Annotated in this window: 16 protein-coding genes; 1 reads left to right on the top strand and 15 read right to left on the bottom strand. The window is 46.9% G+C overall.

Annotation, left to right across the window (positions count from 1 at the left end):
• Position 1: 1 nt before the first annotated feature.
• The 15 genes from KV201_RS12410 to KV201_RS12340 all read right to left on the bottom strand — a co-directional run bounded on the left by KV201_RS12410 (position 2) and on the right by KV201_RS12340 (position 16254).
• Positions 2–619 carry a prepilin-type N-terminal cleavage/methylation domain-containing protein gene (locus KV201_RS12410; RefSeq protein WP_107946444.1) on the bottom strand — a complete coding sequence of 206 codons (618 nt, stop codon included), beginning with the start codon at positions 617–619 and terminating at the stop codon, positions 2–4.
• Positions 620–694: 75 nt separating this feature from the next.
• Positions 695–1189 (bottom strand): MSHA biogenesis protein MshF, encoded by a 495-nt coding sequence (locus tag KV201_RS12405; protein ID WP_226059496.1) that lies wholly within the window; start codon positions 1187–1189, stop codon positions 695–697.
• Between the two features lie 50 nt (positions 1190–1239).
• Positions 1240–2460 (bottom strand): type II secretion system F family protein, encoded by a 1221-nt coding sequence (locus KV201_RS12400; protein ID WP_107946442.1) that lies wholly within the window; start codon positions 2458–2460, stop codon positions 1240–1242.
• A gap of 2 nt (positions 2461–2462) precedes the next feature.
• Positions 2463–4223 (bottom strand): GspE/PulE family protein, encoded by a 1761-nt coding sequence (locus tag KV201_RS12395; RefSeq protein WP_226059495.1) that lies wholly within the window; start codon positions 4221–4223, stop codon positions 2463–2465.
• Positions 4220–5572 (bottom strand): tetratricopeptide repeat protein, encoded by a 1353-nt coding sequence (locus tag KV201_RS12390; protein WP_226059494.1) that lies wholly within the window; start codon positions 5570–5572, stop codon positions 4220–4222. Before KV201_RS12390 ends, KV201_RS12395 begins: the two co-directional genes overlap by 4 nt.
• The gene (locus KV201_RS12385; RefSeq protein ID WP_006083269.1) at positions 5569–6477 is read right to left on the bottom strand and encodes an ExeA family protein; all 909 of its coding nucleotides are present in this window, start codon (positions 6475–6477) and stop codon (positions 5569–5571) included. Before KV201_RS12385 ends, KV201_RS12390 begins: the two co-directional genes overlap by 4 nt.
• Positions 6478–6483: 6 nt before the next feature.
• Entirely contained in the window at positions 6484–8163 is a 1680-nt protein-coding gene (mshL, locus tag KV201_RS12380) for a pilus (MSHA type) biogenesis protein MshL (protein ID WP_226059493.1), read from the bottom strand.
• A gap of 14 nt (positions 8164–8177) precedes the next feature.
• Positions 8178–8498, bottom strand: a complete 321-nt coding sequence (locus KV201_RS12375; RefSeq protein WP_226059492.1) for an MSHA biogenesis protein MshK — start codon at positions 8496–8498, stop codon at positions 8178–8180.
• Positions 8485–9135 (bottom strand): MSHA biogenesis protein MshJ, encoded by a 651-nt coding sequence (locus tag KV201_RS12370; protein ID WP_226059491.1) that lies wholly within the window; start codon positions 9133–9135, stop codon positions 8485–8487. Before KV201_RS12370 ends, KV201_RS12375 begins: the two co-directional genes overlap by 14 nt.
• Positions 9132–9734 carry a hypothetical protein gene (locus KV201_RS12365; protein WP_006083273.1) on the bottom strand — a complete coding sequence of 201 codons (603 nt, stop codon included), beginning with the start codon at positions 9732–9734 and terminating at the stop codon, positions 9132–9134. The genes KV201_RS12370 and KV201_RS12365 overlap by 4 nt, the downstream gene beginning before the upstream one ends.
• Positions 9731–10609: an MSHA biogenesis protein MshI gene (locus KV201_RS12360; protein ID WP_226059490.1), complete on the bottom strand. Its 879-nt coding sequence runs from the start codon at positions 10607–10609 to the stop codon at positions 9731–9733. The genes KV201_RS12365 and KV201_RS12360 overlap by 4 nt, the downstream gene beginning before the upstream one ends.
• 246 nt (positions 10610–10855) lie before the next feature.
• Complete coding sequence (gene csrD, locus KV201_RS12355; protein ID WP_226059489.1) at positions 10856–12799, bottom strand: RNase E specificity factor CsrD; 1944 nt, start codon at positions 12797–12799, stop codon at positions 10856–10858.
• Positions 12800–12984: 185 nt separating this feature from the next.
• A complete protein-coding gene (locus KV201_RS12350; protein WP_006083276.1) occupies positions 12985–14229 on the bottom strand; it encodes a malic enzyme-like NAD(P)-binding protein in 1245 nt (414 codons plus the stop codon).
• A gap of 536 nt (positions 14230–14765) precedes the next feature.
• Positions 14766–14978 (bottom strand): 50S ribosomal protein L31, encoded by a 213-nt coding sequence (gene rpmE / locus KV201_RS12345; RefSeq protein ID WP_006083277.1) that lies wholly within the window; start codon positions 14976–14978, stop codon positions 14766–14768.
• A gap of 181 nt (positions 14979–15159) precedes the next feature.
• On the bottom strand, positions 15160–16254 hold the full coding sequence (locus KV201_RS12340; protein WP_226059488.1) for a FimV/HubP family polar landmark protein: 1095 nt from the start codon (positions 16252–16254) through the stop codon (positions 15160–15162).
• A gap of 102 nt (positions 16255–16356) precedes the next feature.
• On the opposite strand from KV201_RS12340, the gene priA reads away from it, so the two are divergent.
• A complete protein-coding gene (gene priA / locus KV201_RS12335; protein WP_226059487.1) occupies positions 16357–18552 on the top strand; it encodes a primosomal protein N' in 2196 nt (731 codons plus the stop codon).
• Positions 18553–18562 lie beyond the last annotated feature (10 nt).

Here is an 18562-nt window from a genome sequence, read left to right as displayed (position 1 = left end):
TCTATGGTACAAATGGCGTTTGGGTAAAGCTTAACACTCTGCCCGTGCCGGGGTTATACACTATTCCCTTAGCACCTACCGTTGTTAAATCGGGAGCGGGAGTGGGTACACCATTCGTTTGATTTAGCACCAGTGAAGCCACCTGGTGATAAACACATAAATCTAAACCAGCAACGACAGTGCCTGTAATCGAATTAGCGCTACCACCTGCAGCGTTAATGACACGGGCAGTATAACGTTGATTACGTGCATCTTGGTTAAATAATACGTTTCGTGGAGCGCTCTGCAACACGGTATTAAATACTTGTTGGCAACTGACATTTGTCATAGCTGTGGCACTAGTTACTGAAGTTCCCGTTGGATAACCAAAACGAGGATCGAGCGAAACTGACGTACCATCTAAGATCACACTGCTATTTTGGCGCCCATCGACTTCCCACTGCGAACGCACAAAGCTAACGGCAGTCGATAAACCACCCGCGACACCATCAACACTGACGTCTTCAGCATCATCGGTGACATTTAAAAATCGTGGGATCGCGGTTGCGGCGAGTAGCCCTAAAATCACAATCACAATCACAAGCTCTATTAATGAGAAACCTGTTTGCTTAGTTTTCATATATATGCCCCATACTTAAGAAATTTTATTCTAACAGCTAAATCAATTTTAAAAAGCCTTTGAGTTAACAATATTTTAGGGTGCAGTCAAAAAAATGACCCTGCCAGAGTTCAGTTGATAGCCTAAACTATCGCCATTGTGCGACCGATAGTGGCAGCTGTTATCCTTAACTAAATAATCAGCAACCAGCCCTGCGTTATCCACTTCGGCACCCATAAGTTGCTGCCACAAATCTTGGCAACCTTGGCCGTTTAACTGTTTAGGTTGTGGCCATCCTAAACTATTGATATCGACGACACTAAACTCAGTGTCTTTGGATATGTTGTCAAACACCTCCCAATTCAACTGCATCTGCGGCGGCTTGCCCAAAGATAGCCATTGGGAGCGCACCATCACCAGCACATTTAAAAAACGCGCATGATCGACTTCTAATCCACGGGCAGCGATTTGCGGTAGGGTAAAAAAGTACTTAGCACCAATCACCGCCATGATAACCAACACTAACCCTATGGTTATCATACGCCCATAGAGGCGTAATAGATCGCTTTCTGTCTTTTGCTGAGTCTGCATTTAACCTCAGCCCCACACATAAGAGAGGAGATAAACATTTTCCATATCGATTATTTACCGCCCTTGACCACATTGAGCATATCCCACATGGGCAGGTATATCCCTAAGGCCAACACGAGAACAATCACGGCCACAAAACCGATCAAAATAGGCTCCAATTTAGCGGTGAGGTTCTTTAAATCATAGTCTACTTCGCCCTCATAGAAGTCTGCCGCATCATTGAGTAATTGATCGATTTGCCCCGTCTCTTCACCCACTGCCACCATTTGCAGCACCAACGGCGTAAATAACTTACTCTGATTCGATACCCTTAGCATAGAGTCGCCAGACTCAATCCCACGACGCATACCGACTATTTTGTCGTGCATGTAGGCATTATCTACCGCATCAGCCACTAAACTTAGGGCTTGTGTCATCGGCACGCCAGCGCTCAGCATCATAGAGAAACTGCGACAATAACGGGCTAACGTCGAGCGCTCGATAATCGATCCTACGGCGGGGATGTGCAGTTTCCACTTATCCCACTGTTTCTCGCCCTTTTCCGTATGGTGCCAATAACGGATGCCAATGATAGTGCCAATCAGCGCCACCAACATCAGCGCCCAATAATTCACAAACAGATTCGATGTACCTATCAACACTTTTGTCGCCCAAGGTAAGTCGGCGCCAAATCGGGAAAACATCTCGGCGAACTTAGGGATCACCATGATATTGAGGATCACCATAGCGAGTGCAATCGAAATCAATACAAACATGGGATAACGCATGGCCGATTTAATTCGTCGCCGCGTTTCCTGCTCACGCTCGATATAACCCGACAGCTGAATAAAGGCATCTTCTAACTTACCGGTGTTTTCGCCCACGTGCACCATAGAAACAAACAAGGAATCAAATACATCGGGATGTTGATTCATGGATGATGATAAGGGTCGGCCTGCGGTGAGCTGCTCAGAAATATCATTGAGCGCATCTTTCATCCGCTGGGAATGCGCGGTTTCAGACAAGCCCGCAATCGCCCGCAAAATCGGGATGCCAGAACGGGTCAAGGAGTACATTTGCCGAGTAAAAATCTGTAATTCTTCTAACGCGACTTTTCCACCAAATAACTTAGCCAGTGAGAATGACTTAACCACTTTGGCGACTTTGACCTCAAGGGGGATAATCCCCCGCGCCAATAGCATGTCAGCAGCGGCACTTTCCGATGCCGCATCCAATTGCCCCGTAACGGATTGACCTTGACCACTGCGTCCACGGTATTGATAAATCGGCATAATTACGCCTCAACGCCTTGTTGGCTAATAATATCCTTCGACAAAGGTATTTGTGATTCACTCACATCCTCGACCAACTTAGCCACCTCTTCAATGGTCGTCATGCCTTCGCTCAAATATTGCAACGCTGACTCGGCGAGCGGGGTAAAGTTAGGGCTCTGCAACGCGGCTCTGGCAAAATCCTGCGGATTACCGGTACGCATCGCATCGATCATTTTTTCGTCGAGCTCGAGGATCTCAAAAATACCAATACGGCCACGATAACCACTGCCGTTACAACTCTGGCAACCGGTACCGATTCTAAAGTTTGCATGGGTAAAATCTTTACGACTCACACTACTCAGCCAAGCTTTTTCCTGCGGTGTCGGCTGATACTCAACGCCACAGTTATGGCAAACGCGGCGCACTAAACGCTGGGCAATAATCACCCTTAAGGCACTGGCAACTAAATAACTCGCAGCGCCCATATCGAGTAAACGCAGCGCACTGGTGACCGCATCGTTAGTATGCAAGGTTGATAGCACAAAGTGACCCGTTAATGCGCCCCTCAGACCAATCTCCACGGTTTCTTGGTCACGCATTTCCCCTACCATGATGATATCGGGGTCTTGACGTAAGGTGGTGCGCAATACGTTGGAAAAGTTTAAGCCAATCTTATGGTTAACTTGTACTTGGTTGATCCGTGGCAATTGATACTCGACCGGATCTTCCACCGTGATGATCTTACGGTCGGCGGTATTGAGCTCGCTCAAAATACCGTACAAAGTGGTGGTTTTACCGCTACCCGTGGGACCAGTGACCAACAACATGCCGTGGGGGCGTTTAATCTGTTTACGAATACGCGCCAAAATAGCAGGCGGCATACCAGTTTCGTTTAGGGTCAATAACCCCGCCGATTGATCGAGTAACCGCATTACCACAGATTCGCCGTGGTAAATCGGCATAGTCGACATACGCACATCGATATGATGACCTTTGATTTCCATGTGGAAACGGCCATCCTGCGGCAAACGTTTTTCAGAAATATCGAGTCCAGCCATCAACTTAAGTCGCAATACTAAAGCTGCGGCAATATTAACTTCATTCAGAATCGTTTCATGTAGCTGACCATCGATACGTTGACGAATACGTAAAACTTTATCACCGGGTTCGATATGAATATCCGAGGCGCGCATTTGCACCGCATCTTCAAAAATCGACTGCAGCAACTTAACCACTGTGGTTTCATTGTCACTGTCACCAGAAGTCAGGCTGGCTAAATCGAACATCTCATCGGCGGCGTATTCTTCTTCGAGCTTACCGGCGATCTGAGCTATTTGATCTGTACGGCGATATAAGTTATCAAACGCTTGCAGCAGTTGCTGCTCGGGCGCTACCGCTAACTTCAAACGCTTAGGTGCGATAAGCATTTCGAGGTGATCGAGCGCTTGCAAATCGGCAGGATCACTCATAGCTACCAGTACGCTATCGCCCCTGTCTTCAACCGCTAAAGCGCGGAAACGTCGGGCTTGCACCTCAGGAATAAGATGCACAACTTCCGCTGGGATCGGCATTTTACTGATATCAAGCAAAGGCACATTCAATTGTTGCGACAAGAACTGCAGCAACTGATGCTCAGTAATCGATTGCAAATCAATGAGGGTACGGCCCAGTTTTTTGCCCGTATTGCGCTGCTCGCCTAACGCCTGTTGCAACTGCGCTTCGGTAATAATGGCTTCTTGAACTAACAGATCGCCCAAACGCATTTTTAATCTGGGTTTCATTGGCTATCTCCTAGCTGAGTCAAACGTTGTTCGATAAAAGCACTCGCCTGCGCCGATAAGCCTCTGTGGCCTAATGCAGTCCGATAGGCTTGGCGTGCTTGGAAAAATTGCTGCTGCGAATCAAGCGCATAAGCCAGTCCCATCCACCATTTAGCCTGTTGGGGTTCTTGTTGTAATAACTGCCTGTAGGCTTGTTCCGACACTGAAAACTGCCCTAGCTTTTGCGCCAGATCCGATTGTGCCATCCACTTTTGTCTCGCCAGCGGATGCGTATCAGGTATGTTGGCTAACGTCGCTAATGCGAGATCAGCCTGACCAGAGGCTTGCTGAACCCGAGCGAGCAATAAGGCAAAGTCTAATTGCTGCGGGAATAACAGCATGCCTTGCTGTAACACTTCGCTGGCTTTGGCTAATTGACCTTGGCCATAATGCAGCGCAGCTAACTGCTTGCGCGCTTCATGCATACTGGGATCAAAGCCTAATGTTTGCTCATAGTAACTAATGGCATCTTTGAGCTTACCATCCCTTTCTGCCTCGCTCGCTAACGTGAACCGCTTCTTTGCCAGCTGCTTTGGCGTTAACTTCACCTCAGTAATCGCCATTTGCCCTTGTTCTTTGGGCGCGAGTCGATTAGTGCCTGCATCTGCTTTAACTTCTTGTACGTTAAGCCCATTGCTCGCGTGACCTTCATTATCGGCGGCAACACTGGCCCGCTCCGACATCATTAATGCAGAGGGCGCGGCTACAGTGACCTCGGCGCTACGCACACTCGATGTCGCACGATTTGGCTGTGAATGGCTTGGCTCGCTTACCGTATCGACCTTGTCATCTGCGAGTGCAAGGCTCACGTCTGCTTGTGGTTTTTGTTGTGGTTGCGAGTGTGGCTGAGCTTGTTGCTCATGCTCAGCTTCTTTTGCGGTTCCCAATTCTGGTGCCTGACTCGATGCTCCTTCGGTGGCACTTGGTTCAAACTCTTCACTATTCGCTGTCATCGCCGCCGCAATCTTCTGTGTCGTCGCAAGCTTCAAGGGTTCAGCAGCGGCATCGACGTTAGGTGCAGATTCGTTTGAGGCAACACTGTCGATCCGCACAGACTCAGTTTGGACGGTTAATGTATGTTGTTCCTGCACTTGAGATGAAGCTGTCGCTTCTGCAGGCTCTGCCATGAAAAATTGCCAGCCATAAACCGCGCCGCCACCGAGTAGCAGTGAAAAACCACAGAGCAGCAGCCAGTGAGATGATGAACGCCTGCGAGCTAAATATTGCACCTGCGGTTGAGCCACATTGCTGAGTTCGTGCCCCTGCTGACGTTTGTCGAGGTCCTGCAACATCTTGTTGATCACACTCATACAACACTCCTCAAAACGTGTTGTAATCCCAAACCGAAAGCCACAGTTATCAGAGTGAAAAAAGGCAGCCATTTCCAAGATAATAATCGGCGAACACTTGCATCTTCGGTATCTTGAATCGCTGCTTTAACGTGGGAGGTTTGCACACGCGTAGCGCCCTCGCCGAAACTCAGTAACAAGGCTTTGTGGGCAAGAATATTGATCAATCTGGGGATCCCTCGGGACGCATAGGCAATCTGACGTGTTTCCCGTGATGTAAAGAGTGGTTCGCCCGCACGCCCTGCTATGGCTAATCTGTGACGAATATAAGCATCGGTTTCATCCCATGTCAGTGGGCGAAGGTTGTAGCTAAAAGTAATACGTTGTCTTAATTGCCTGAATTCTTGGCGTTTAAGTCTTTCATCAAGTTCGGGTTGCCCAAATAACACCACCTGCAATAACTTACGCGTCTCGGTTTCGAGATTAGTGAATAACCGCAGCGCCTCTAAACTGTCGTCCGGCAATGCCTGCGCTTCATCGAGCACTAATACGATGGCGTGACCATGGGCGCTCAAAGCTAAAAGCTGCTGCTGGATAAGCCCAGTGAGCTGCTGCTGGTCGATATTGCTGGCGTATTTAAGGCCTAACTCACTCGCCACCGCCCAGCGTAACTCTGCAGGCGTAAGGTAAGGATTGGGTAGATAGGCGCAATGGAACTTAGTCGGTAATTCATTGATAAGCTTGCGGCAAATCAGAGTTTTACCAGTCCCCACTTCCCCTGTCACCTTGATAAAACCTTCGCCCGTTTGTAGCGCAGTTTGCAACACTTGCAAGGCTTCTACGTGTGGCGACAGGCCGAAAAAAAATCCGGTATTGGGTGTTAGTGAAAATGGGGCTTGGTTTAAGCCAAAATGCTTCTGATACATAGAAGCTTACTTTGTCTCCGGATACCAACGATCTAATAAGGTCTTAGAACGTTGTAGCTCAGTTTTCCAGGTATCGACGCCAACTACCGTAGGTTTTAACAGAATAATCAGCTCAGTTTTCTTCTTCTGCTTGTTGCGGTTTTTAAACAATTCACCGAGGAAAGGAATATCACCCAACAAAGGCACTTGCGATACCACTTCAATGTTTTCACTCTTCATCAAGCCACCGATGATGACCACGTCACCGGAAGCGGCGCGGATAACGGTGTCAGACTCGCGAATTTCACTCTGAGCTAAAGGTAGCTCCAACGAAGCATCACTCACTTTGATATTTTTAGTCTGCTCTTTCACATCGATAACGGATGGATGCACGTGCAATAACACATTGCCGTCACTATCAATTTGCGGCGTGACATCTAAGGCAATACCTGAGAAAAACGGCGTAAGCTCGACTTGTGGAGTAGTAACAGGCGGCGTGCCACCAACTGTCGTCGATGAAACGTCAGTGACAAAATACTCATCAGTACCGACTTTAATCACCGCTTTTTGGTTATTCGATGCAGTAACCCTTGGGCTAGACAATACATCCACATCGCCTTGGGTATCTAACAGATTGATCATGGTCGTAAAGTCGGAGCCTTTAATACTCAGCGAGGTCACACCACCGATCGCCGAAGTGATTTTATCGCTTAAACCAGGGCCTTTCGAAGTCCCAAAATTCACATTCGTATTGCCAACATGACCAAGCACATTGTCCCATTGGATGCCCTGCTGGTAGCCATCGGATAATGTGACTTCGATGATCTTAGCCTCTAAGATCACTTGGCGCTGCAGATGACTCTCGGCAGAATTTAAGAAAGTGCGAACTTGGCGTAATTCACTTGGGAAAGCACGAATGGTCACTAAACCCGCCTGCGGCGTGACCACCACTTGCCGCCCATTTCCTGTGTCACCAATAATCGCCGTCAACGTTTCTTTCAGCTCGCCCCAAAAATCAGTCTTAGTGCGCGAGCGGATAAATGTACCGTTACTGCTATCGCTGCTGCCATTGCTGCTGGAGTTATTACCATTACTGCTGTTGGAGCTGTTATTACTCGAACCACTGTTATTTGAGTTGTTATTGCTCGAATTACTATTGGAATTATTGCTATCGGAAATCCGTCCAGAACTCACAGAGGTCACTGATAAGCCGTCGCGCTCCATATAAAGATAATTCAGCGGGAAAGTCTCAGTACGCATTCCAGCGGGGAACACTCTTAGAATACGCCCTTCACGGCTCACTTCGTAACCGTAGATATCTTCAACCACTTGAATCGCTTCGCTTAAGGTTACACCTTTAAGGGATAGCGAAATCGTACCTTGCACATCGGGATGCACGGCAACACTCAGCGGCGTACCTTGGACTAAGCTTGGAAAAAATACTTTGGCATCCACATCATGGGCAGAGACATCGAAACGACGCTCAGTTTCCAGCGCAGGGGTTAAGCCTGACAGTAAAGCGCCCGAATTCAATTCTCGCTGAACCGCATCCGGCATAGTCGCAGGCGGTGGCGTCGTTGATGCCGTAGCCGTCGCCATTGAGGCCGCTAATTCCGCCTTACTCGCCTCCGGCTGTGGCCTGTTTGTGGTCTGACACGCCACAAGGCAAAGTGAGAGCAGAGGTGTAAAGTATTTAATCGCTTTCATCTGAGGTGTATTCCCTATCTCTCTGTTATTGCTTGAAACAATGTCAATTTCCGTCCATCGGATAGCGACACATAAGTGGGGGTGATCTTGACGATACTCTGCCCCTCAATGCTGTCGCCAACAGACAATATCTTGTTATTTATCACAGCATAAGCCGTGTTGCCTGAACTCACTATGCTGTTAAGTACCATTGCCTGATCCTGCGCTTGACTCGCATGACCCACCACAGCAAAACCTTTACCGGGCAAGGTAGGGTCACGCAGTGATTCAGCAGACACCATAGGGCTGCTGACCAATAACAACACACTGATAATATAAGACTTATTTAGAGACACTGATAAAGTCCTTATTAATACTCAAGGTATAAAGTTCAATCTCTATTGTCGCTTGGGGATATTCTGCGACTTTATAGTCGAGACGCTTCCAATAAAGTTTATCTGGCATGGCCTCCACGGCTTCCACAAAGCGCAGCACAGAGAAATAATCGCCCTCTAAGCTCATACGAATACCATGGCTATACAGATTGAGTTTCTTCTCGTCACCCACAGCTAACAGGGGAATAGGCGCTATCGACATAAACTTAATTAATTTAATCCCTTGCACTTGTCCCAGTAAATTACCCAGCAGCTGTGGCATATAGTCTGCCGGCACCATATCCACCATCTGCTCATTGAGCTGGGCATCTAAGGCTTGATTTTGTTGCTCTAATAACACTAAACGCTGTTGGTAATCTTGATTGGGATCTAACGCTAAACGTTGCTGATACAAGTCAACCTGCTGGGCCGAAATCGCGTTTTCTTGCTCTAAAGCTTTTAACTGTTGTGACAACGCCACATGGGTTTTCCACAAAGACTCTAAGGGTAAATAACTCAGCATACCGACCACGGCCAGAATGGCGACTGAGATAAGCACTCGCTCACGGCGACTTAACGCATCAAACTGTTGTCCTAGTTGGGCTAACTTCTGCTTCATTGCGCGGCCTCCTCCTTGTTATCGCTCTTCAAGGTAAAGGCCAAAGGTTTATCTTCACCGCGATCCATGCTCATCGACGAGAAAGCTTGCCCCTTTAAAGTCTGCGTAGTCTTAAGTTTGCCAATCCACTGCGGAATGCTTTGGGGATGGTCGGCAAAACCTTCGAACATAAAATCTTGCTCATTAATGACGATATGACTAAGCCACACGCTAGCATCCGACACGACCGCTAAATCTTTAAGTACAGGCGCAAAACCTCGGCTGGTTAGAGAGGCCCTAAGGCTCAATTCACCCATGAGTAACTGCTTCAGCTCTAACTGTTGTGCCGCTAAATCGACTCGCGCAACGAGATCGGCATCGGGTTTACGCGCGGCAATTTGTGCTTCTAATGCCTGTTTTTGGGTATCGAATTGCAGCTTTTGCTGAGCAGCCAATTGCTGAGCCTGTTGCAGCTCACTGACTTGCCAGTAGCTATAACCGCCTAAAGCCGCAAATAGGACCAAAAATCCCGCAGCATAAGCCCCCAAACGTGCAAAGGTTAATCTTTGCTTCGGCGGAAGTAAGGAAGGAGTGTAGAGATTGACTCGGTATTTAATCACTCAGCACCTCTGGAAAATTCGGCGAAGGCTAATCCCGCCATTCGCGCGCCAACACAGCTTTTATCGATGACATTCACAGCTTGATTAAAGTTTGCCGACACTAGCTTAGCTAAAGTATCCACGGCACCATCAGCGAGAAGTTCAATAGAAGATACTGGAGCTTGTCTTAACTGGCTTTCAAAGTAATCCATAGAGCGCTGAATTTCTAAGCTTAAATTGTCTGCCATGCCATAAGTTAACTCATCGGCTTGGGTCTTATCCAGCTGGGTAAATCCTCGCACACGCCGCTGCATGTACAGCTGACCTTGCTTAACCACAGTCAATAACAATTCTTGCCCTGGAATATGGCTGACCACCAGACGTGCTTGGTTGTCATCACCAAATAAGTTGGTCATGGCAAACTCTTCGATACTGATACCGATAAGTTGTAAATCTTGTTCATGAATGGCCTGCACCATACTCACGAGTTTAGCTTTATCGACCACCACCACATTGATTTTATTACTGGGAATGGGTGACTCGAAATAGTCTAAATGGATTTGCGGCACAGGTAGCGTAACCATGTCTTTAATTGACCACAGCAAGGCTTGGGATAATTCGACAGTATCGACATTGGGTTTATCGGTCAGCAGTAATTGATAAAGCCCTGAAGCCAAAATCAGTTGTAACTGGGCATTAGGGAAGGATTTAGCGACGGCAGCAAACGCCGATGACCAGTGTTCATCTTTAAGCTCAAACGGCAACCACTGCTCAGCACTATCCCCTTGAGCAGGTGCGTAAACCCATAATTTATCGGCACAAACATAGACGCCAAGGCTAGTCGGATCCGTTCTTTTCTGCCAAAAGGCGAGTCGACCTATAAGACTTTTTTCCATAAAGATGCCTGTAACCAACTGAATTTAAAAGCGTGAGTAGTCTCTAATGCTTAAACTTCCTGTTACTCCACTCTCCAGTATTCCTTGCCCGATGAGCTGCTGTATACCTAATTTTAAACGGCAAACGTCATTATTTTGGCACTGAATAGTTTAGCTGCAAATACTCGTATTTTATAGATAAATACGTGAATAATAGGATCTATTTGTCTCTAAGACGACATTAGTCACCCAAATACCGCACTTGCCTTACTTAGCTTCAATGGGTTCACTGAAATACATTCCCTGCGCTGCGCCAACGCCGAGGATTTGCAGTGTCTGCCATTCTTCGAAGACTTCAATCCCTTCGGCACAAACTTGCACTTCCGTTCGATACAAACCGCCAATCAAGCTACGGATGAATAATTGGTTTTCTGGGCGTAAATGAATATGCCGCACAATCGATCTATGTAGCTTAATTAAATCAAAATGACATTCACGGATATAGTAAGTGCCAACGACCTGCTGGCCCACATGATCGACGCATAATCTCGCGCCCATTTTACGGATCATATCTAATTTAGGCTGCAACTTTTCTTGATGCTGAATCACGATATCTTCCGACACTTCGAAAATCAGTCGTGTGGTCAAATGACGATATTCTAACAGCGTCGTTTTTAGCCATTGGGTAAAAGCTCGACTCATTAGCGAATCCAAACTCAGATTAATACTGTATATCTGTGGCGCTGATTTTTTATTTGTTTGAGCATTCGATACGCCGCCCGCTAATTCATTCGACAGTAACAATAAAACCCGCTCAATAATTTGCCGTTCGACTTGCGGCATTAAACCACATTTATTCGCCATTGGAATAAACAGTGTGGCACGAATTAGCGCGCCTTGATTATCCCGCGCCCGAGTAAATATCTCTTTATGGTGCTCATTACCATCTGAATCAATTATCGGCTGGCTAAAGGGGAAGAATCGCCTTTGCACTAACGCGTTTTCTAAAAAGCTACGCCAACGCACCGAGCCTTTAGCAAACTCTTCATCAATCGCACCTTTGTCGTACATAAACCAATTACTATTGCCCTGTAATTGTGCCGCCCTTAATGCCATATCGGCTTCTTCAATTAACTGAGCTGCATTGTCGCCTGCGGTAAAATAAGCGCATCCGAGGTGGAAAAAGTTATCGCTATTCTCGACTTCGGGTAACGGCTGGCTCAAACATATCTTAAGTAACTTACTGGCGAATTGGTCGGCTTCGATTAACGAGATTTGCGGCACAACTATGGCAAATTGATTGTGGGAACGACGGGCAAAGATACTGTTGGCTTGGGTTTGCAGTAATTGGCTTATCGCGTTAACAGTCGAGTTTAATAACTCTTTGGTTACCGCTTCACCTTGGGATTGCTGCAGTAAATCCAGATCATCCATCTCTAATAAATAAATCACCCCATGGGCGAGCATCGCCTGATTATGACTAAGGGCGTCGAGACGGTTATTTAAGAAAAGTCGATTACCAATGCGCGTTTCCGCATCGAGAAAGGTATTAGAACGAATGAATTTGTCAAAACGACCGCGCTCTTTTTGTGCGTCTTGTAATTCTTCTAACAACTTGGTCAAAGCGCGGTTAATCAGCCTTGGCTTGCCATTTCCAGGAGTCGCGAGCGCTTGCTCGTGCTTACCTTGCAAAATCAATCGGCTGCGTAAGGCTAATTCTTCAATGCCATCCAATTGCTGGGAAAACCATAAATAGCCAAAACGCACCAAGGCAGCCACAGCTAACACACCGACCAACAGGATGAGGATTTCATACCAACTAAAAGTGTAATGCTCGAAGGGTTGGGTCAAAGTCAGCTGCATACGCAGACCAGATTTTGGATCTAACACATGGTCATACACCATGGCATTTTGCGTAGTGAGATTGCCTTCATAGGCAAAGATCACTTCATCTTTCAAGGTCAGCCGAAAATCAACAGCATTGTAGGCGAGCAGCATGGGCGGCAGCCAAGCCTCCAAATCCCAATCGGGTTGGTGTTGATATTGGTCCACTAACATAGTTTCGAGTTCGGCGACTTTTTGCTGCTGAAATTTATAGGTCAGCTGCACGAAACTCATCATAGCGCTCAGCAAAAATACGAAGGCAATAGCGGCTAATGACATTAACCAAAAGCTGGTTAATTTTGTAGTTAACATTCGGGTGAATTTCATCTATCCGCTATCCTGCAGGATTATTATAATTATTTGTGCGATTTTAACAGGAGTACAACAAAGTTGTCCGTTGATTATTCAGTAGCATAACCTAAAAGGCAACCAAGACGCTGTGACTTTAATGTCCACTTAAAAACAAAAAAGAGGCTAATTAGCCTCTTTTCGATGTTTTTACCACTTTTAGCTTAGTCGGCGTATTTAGGTAAAGTAGGGATAGCAGCAACACCAGAGTCGATAGCCGCTTGTGCAACCGCACGGGCAACATTAGGCAATAAACGTGGGTCCATAGGTTTTGGCAGCACGTATTCAGGGCCGAAACTCAGTGAAGTCACATTAGGATAAGCCTTTAATACACTCGCAGGCACAGGCTCTTTTGCCAGTGCAGCAATGGCATGAACTGCGGCGATTTTCATCTCATCATTAATGCATGACGCACGTACATCCAAGGCACCACGGAAAATAAACGGGAAACACAATACGTTATTCACTTGGTTTGGATAATCGCTGCGACCTGTACCCATGATCAAATCACTACGCGTTGCGTGAGCCAGTGCCGGTTTGATTTCAGGATCTGGGTTAGAACAGGCAAAAATCACCGGCTTATCGGCCATCAGCGCAACTTCTTCTGCACCAATCACGTCAGGACCTGATAGGCCTAAAAACACGTCTGCGCCTTTAATAACATCAAGAAGCGTGCGTTTGTCAGTATCATTCGCAAATAGCGCTTTATATTCATTAAGATCCGTACGGCCAGAATGAATAACACCTTTAGTGTCTAGCATATAAATGTTAGCGCGATTCGCACCACATTTAACCAACATAGTCATACAAGCAATGGCTGCGGCACCGGCGCCCATACACACAAACGTTGCATCGCTGATCAACTTGCCTTGAATTTCCAGCGCATTAATCATACCCGCCGCAGTCACAATTGCGGTGCCGTGCTGATCGTCATGGAATACCGGCACTTTACAACGGGCAATCAATTCACGTTCGATAACAAAGCATTCGGGCGCTTTAATATCTTCAAGATTGATACCACCAAAAGTGTCAGCAATCGCTGCAACTGTATTGATAAATTCTTCAGGCGTATTGTGGGTGATCTCAATATCTGTCGAATCGATATTTGCAAAATGCTTGAACAATAATGCTTTGCCTTCCATCACAGGTTTAGAAGCCAAGGGGCCTAAATTGCCTAAACCTAAGATCGCCGTTCCATTAGTAATCACGGCAACCGTATTACCTTTATTGGTATAACGATACGCATTGTCAGGATTAGCCGCGATTTCACGCACAGGCTCAGCCACACCAGGGCTATAAGCTAGGGCGAGATCGTGACTCGTTTCGGCAGGTTTGGTAAGGCAAACTGCGGTTTTGCCTGGTATTGGAAATTCATGATAATCGAGTGCTTGTTGACGAATATCTGACATTTTAAAATCCTGAAATGCGACATTTATAATTTATGAGAGTAAGGCCTACCAACACACATCTAGTCTCACCAAAGGGTGATGTTAATAGTCTGGCTGGTCGAGGTAAGATACGCCAATAAGGGGAATTTTTAAATAAGAGATTCAGAAATTTCACTTTAGCCTGCAAATAGACCCTCTAAGCTTAGTTTTATAAACTTATCTCCTATAATAAAGCTGCATTTCTTAATATATTTTGTAGGAAACAAACATATATTTTGTAGTTATAGCGCTAGTTGTAGCGAGTTAATCTCAAAAATGTTGGTTAAATTACAATATATAGCGGCTAGCATATTTATCTTATAGTTAATTGCTATAAATAAGTCGAATTACATACTTGAACTCGCAATACGCAATAAGTTGACGATTAATTGAGTGAAGTCGTACCAGATGGGGGATTTAACATAAGTATTAAGATAGGCGTAAATAAAGCGGTTCGGCAAATGATAGCAAGCAAAAAGGCGCCATAGGCGCCTTTTCTAGAAACATTGCAATCGCAATTATTTCTTTGCAAGCACTGCGAAGCGCTTGTTGAATTTGTCGATACGACCGCCGGTATCAACAACTTTTTGTGTACCAGTGTAGAATGGGTGACATGCACCACATACGTCTAAATGCAGATCTTTACCAGCAGTAGAGTTTACTTTGATAACGTTACCACAAGTACAGTTTGCAGTGATGATAGCGTATTTTGGGTGGATACCTGGTTTCATTGGGGTTACCTCAAAAGTGTAAGGCCATGTCGCTCTTCCAACCCGTAGTCGGACACCACATGCATGTTAATAACAATATGTTTAGGGCGCAGAATGGTACAGCATACCCACAAGGGATACAAGTAGATTATCTGAGCGTTTGACGGTTAATCTGCGGCTATTTTGACTTTAGTTCGCCGCTTCATTTTCCCGCCTCTTTAGCTTCAAACATCGCCTGCGCCTCTTTGGCGTTGGAATGCTGTGCCAAAATCATTTTTGAAGGACAGGACAGAGCCGCATTACTCTTGAGTGCGTTGATTTTATTTTTTGAGAACGCCGCTGGATTCGCCTCGTAGATCGCCAGCATAGCGCCATAAACACTCACGTCCCAATCGTTGGCATAGCGATTCGCGATACGCCACAAGGTCTCACCAGCAAGATAAGTTAACTGACAATGTTCAGGTATCTGCGAAGCTGTTGGGGACGTTTCAGCGGCATTCGCTTTGAGTTCGCTATTTGTTGTCTTCGCAGTTTCTGTAGCTACGACTTCAGACATAACAGTCTCAGGTACTACAGTTTCAACAGGCGTTGTTTTAACGGCAACAGATTCAGACATCACAGTTTCAACAGCCGTTGTTTTAACAGCAACAGGTTCAGAGGTTTTGGCGACAGGCTTTGCCTCAGCAACCTGTGTATTTTGCTCATTCACTGCTTCAGGGAATTTAAAACCAGTCACGACTTCAGCCGCTGGCACTGTGGGCTGAGTATCGACATGAGTATTTGCAGCCGCGATAACCGCCGTCGCAGGCTTAGCCTCCAACTCTCGCGTGGATTCAGCAGCCACTTTTACAGACTGAGCATTCACTTTCTCCGCACGCTTTTGCACCAGCGCTGTCGTCATATTTTTACTGCCCGATGCCGCTTTTGCGGTTAGCGTGGCCGATGTTGGCTTAGCCTCACCAAATAGATTGATACTTTTGACCTCATACCAACGGTCGAGTCGATACTCTCTCACTAAGAGTTTAGCGCTGCTATCCTTCACATCTTCAACACCCGTGAGCAAAACTAAAAAGCGATTAAGCGCCTCAACCATTAACTTTTCTTCGCCGCCAGCTTGCTGCACTACAAACTCTAAGCGCGACATGTCTTGATTGTCCGCAATCACATTCACCCTGAGTTTAGGATAACCACCTAACTCAAACATGCGGCTGTTAACGCTCACATGGGAGACTTGTGCCATGCTCTGTGCGCTACACACTAACGCGAGTAGACCTAATGATTTCACTATATTAGCCATTTATTTACTCTCAACTATCCTTGGTAAACCATCATTAGGGCTAGCCCTAGCCAGCCGCGCTGAGTACACTAAACCACATTCTTGCCTAAGACTTGCCTGCATATGTCATTGTTTGTCGAAGTTGCGTTACCTGTGCCTATGCGGCAAACCTTTAGCTACCGCGTACCCGAAACTTATCCTAGTACACCGCAGATAGGCGTGCGCGTTAAAGCCCCCTTCGGTCGTCAACAATTAATCGGATTAGTCACAGGTATCACAGATACGTGCAGCTTAGCGCCTAAGCAGATTAAGTCTGTGCTTGAGTTTATCGACGATAAACCTTTGTTGCCTGAATCACTTTATAAATTAACCCTTTGGGCCGCGAGATACTATTTTTGCAGCCAAGGGCAGATGCTAACCCAAGCCTTACCAGTGGCCCTTCGCAAAGGGCTCGATGCCGCGCCGCAAAAGATCCAATTCTGGCAATTAACTGAGATAGGCCAAAATATTGCGCCAGAAGCGGTTAAGCGAGCACCCGCACAGAAAAAATTACTCGAGTTACTCAAACCCGCCAGTTTAACCCAAGAAGAAGTGATCAGCTTAGATATCAGTAAAGCGGCACTGAAAGCCCTAGAAGATAAAGGCTGGGTGGCACGCCACGAAAAAATCGCCGAGCTTAACCTCGACTGGCGCACCACACTCGAAATGGACGAAACGCCACATAAACTCAATAAAGAACAAGCCGTCGCCGTTGCCACTTTAAATCTGCAACAAGGGTATCACTGTACTTTATTAGAAGGCATTACCGGTTCGGGTAAAACAGAAGTCTATTTGGCGGTGCTGGAAGCAATTCTTAAGCAAGGCAAGCAAGCGTTAATTTTAGTGCCTGAAATCGGTTTAACGCCCCAGACAATCAACCGCTTTAAGCGCCGTTTTAAAGTCAATGTCGCCATATTGCACTCAGGGTTAACCGACAATCAAAGACTCGAAGCTTGGCGCCAAGCCCGCTGTGGTCAGGCCGCCATCATTATCGGCACCCGCTCGGCCTTGTTCACGCCGATGGCCTATCCCGGCATCATCATACTCGATGAAGAACACGACAGTAGCTTCAAGCAACAGGAAGGCGTCGGATATCACGCCCGCGACTTGGCTGTCATGCGCGGTCATTTAGAATCAATTCCTGTGATATTAGGTACGGCAACGCCCTCACTCGAAAGTCTACAAAATGCCTTAAGCGGCCGTTACCATCATTTGCAATTGGGTGAGCGTGCAGGCGCAGCTAAAAAAGTGCGCCAAGGCATTATCGACATTAAAAATATGCCGCTCAAAGCAGGAATGTCGGTGCCGCTGTTGAACGAAATCCGCCTGCATTTAGACGCAGGCAACCAAGTGCTACTATTCCTCAATCGCCGCGGCTTCGCACCCGCCCTGCTTTGCCACGAATGTGGGCACTTACATGAGTGCGACCGCTGCGACGCGTTTTTCACAGTACATCAATCCCTTGGTGAAATTTGCTGCCACCATTGCGGCAATCAATATGCCATACCTAAGCAATGTCACAAATGTGGTAGCACTATGTTGATGGGCCAAGGTATAGGCACAGAGCAACTCGCCGAGGCACTGCAACTGGAGTTTCCGAAACATCCAGTAGTGCGCATCGACCGCGATACCACCCGCCTGAAAGGCTCATTAGAAACCCACTTAAATGCAATTCATAAGGGCGAATATAAAATCCTCGTCGGCACGCAAATGCTGGCCAAAGGTCATCACTTTCCTGATGTGACGCTTGTTGGGCTACTCGATGTCGATGGCGCTTTATTTAGTGCCGACTTCCGTGCGCCCGAGCGTTTTGGACAACTCTATACCCAAGTCGCCGGTCGTGCGGGCCGCGCCAGTAAACCCGGCACGGTATTATTGCAAACTCACCAGAGCGACAATCCTATTTTACGGGATTTGCTGCACCGCGGTTATGGCGAGTTTGCTCGCAGCCAGTTAAAAGAGCGTCAACAAGCACTGCTGCCGCCAGCATGGCACATGGTGCTGGTGCGCGCCGAAGCTCATTTAGCCAGTGATGCCGATAACTTTCTCAACGCCTTCGCCGCGCTTTTGCCCCAAGATAAAGAATTTGAGGTGATTGGCCCTATGCCAGCGCCCTTAGATAAAAAAGCCGGCAAGTTCCGTCGCCAACTGCTATTCCAAGCGAAAAACCGCAACCGTCTGCAGCAAGAGTTTGAACGTATTCATCCGCTTGTAGAGCAGCTTATCGAAGCCAAGCGCTGCCGATGGAGCTTAGACAGAGACCCGCAGGATCTCCTCTGAGTCGAGTATT

It is taken from the genome of Shewanella sp. SR1, from assembly GCF_020447145.1.
Classification (GTDB): Bacteria; Pseudomonadota; Gammaproteobacteria; order Enterobacterales; family Shewanellaceae; genus Shewanella; species Shewanella baltica.
Note: the sequence above shows the minus strand (reverse complement) of the source record. Positions and strands in the feature narration are given on the sequence as shown.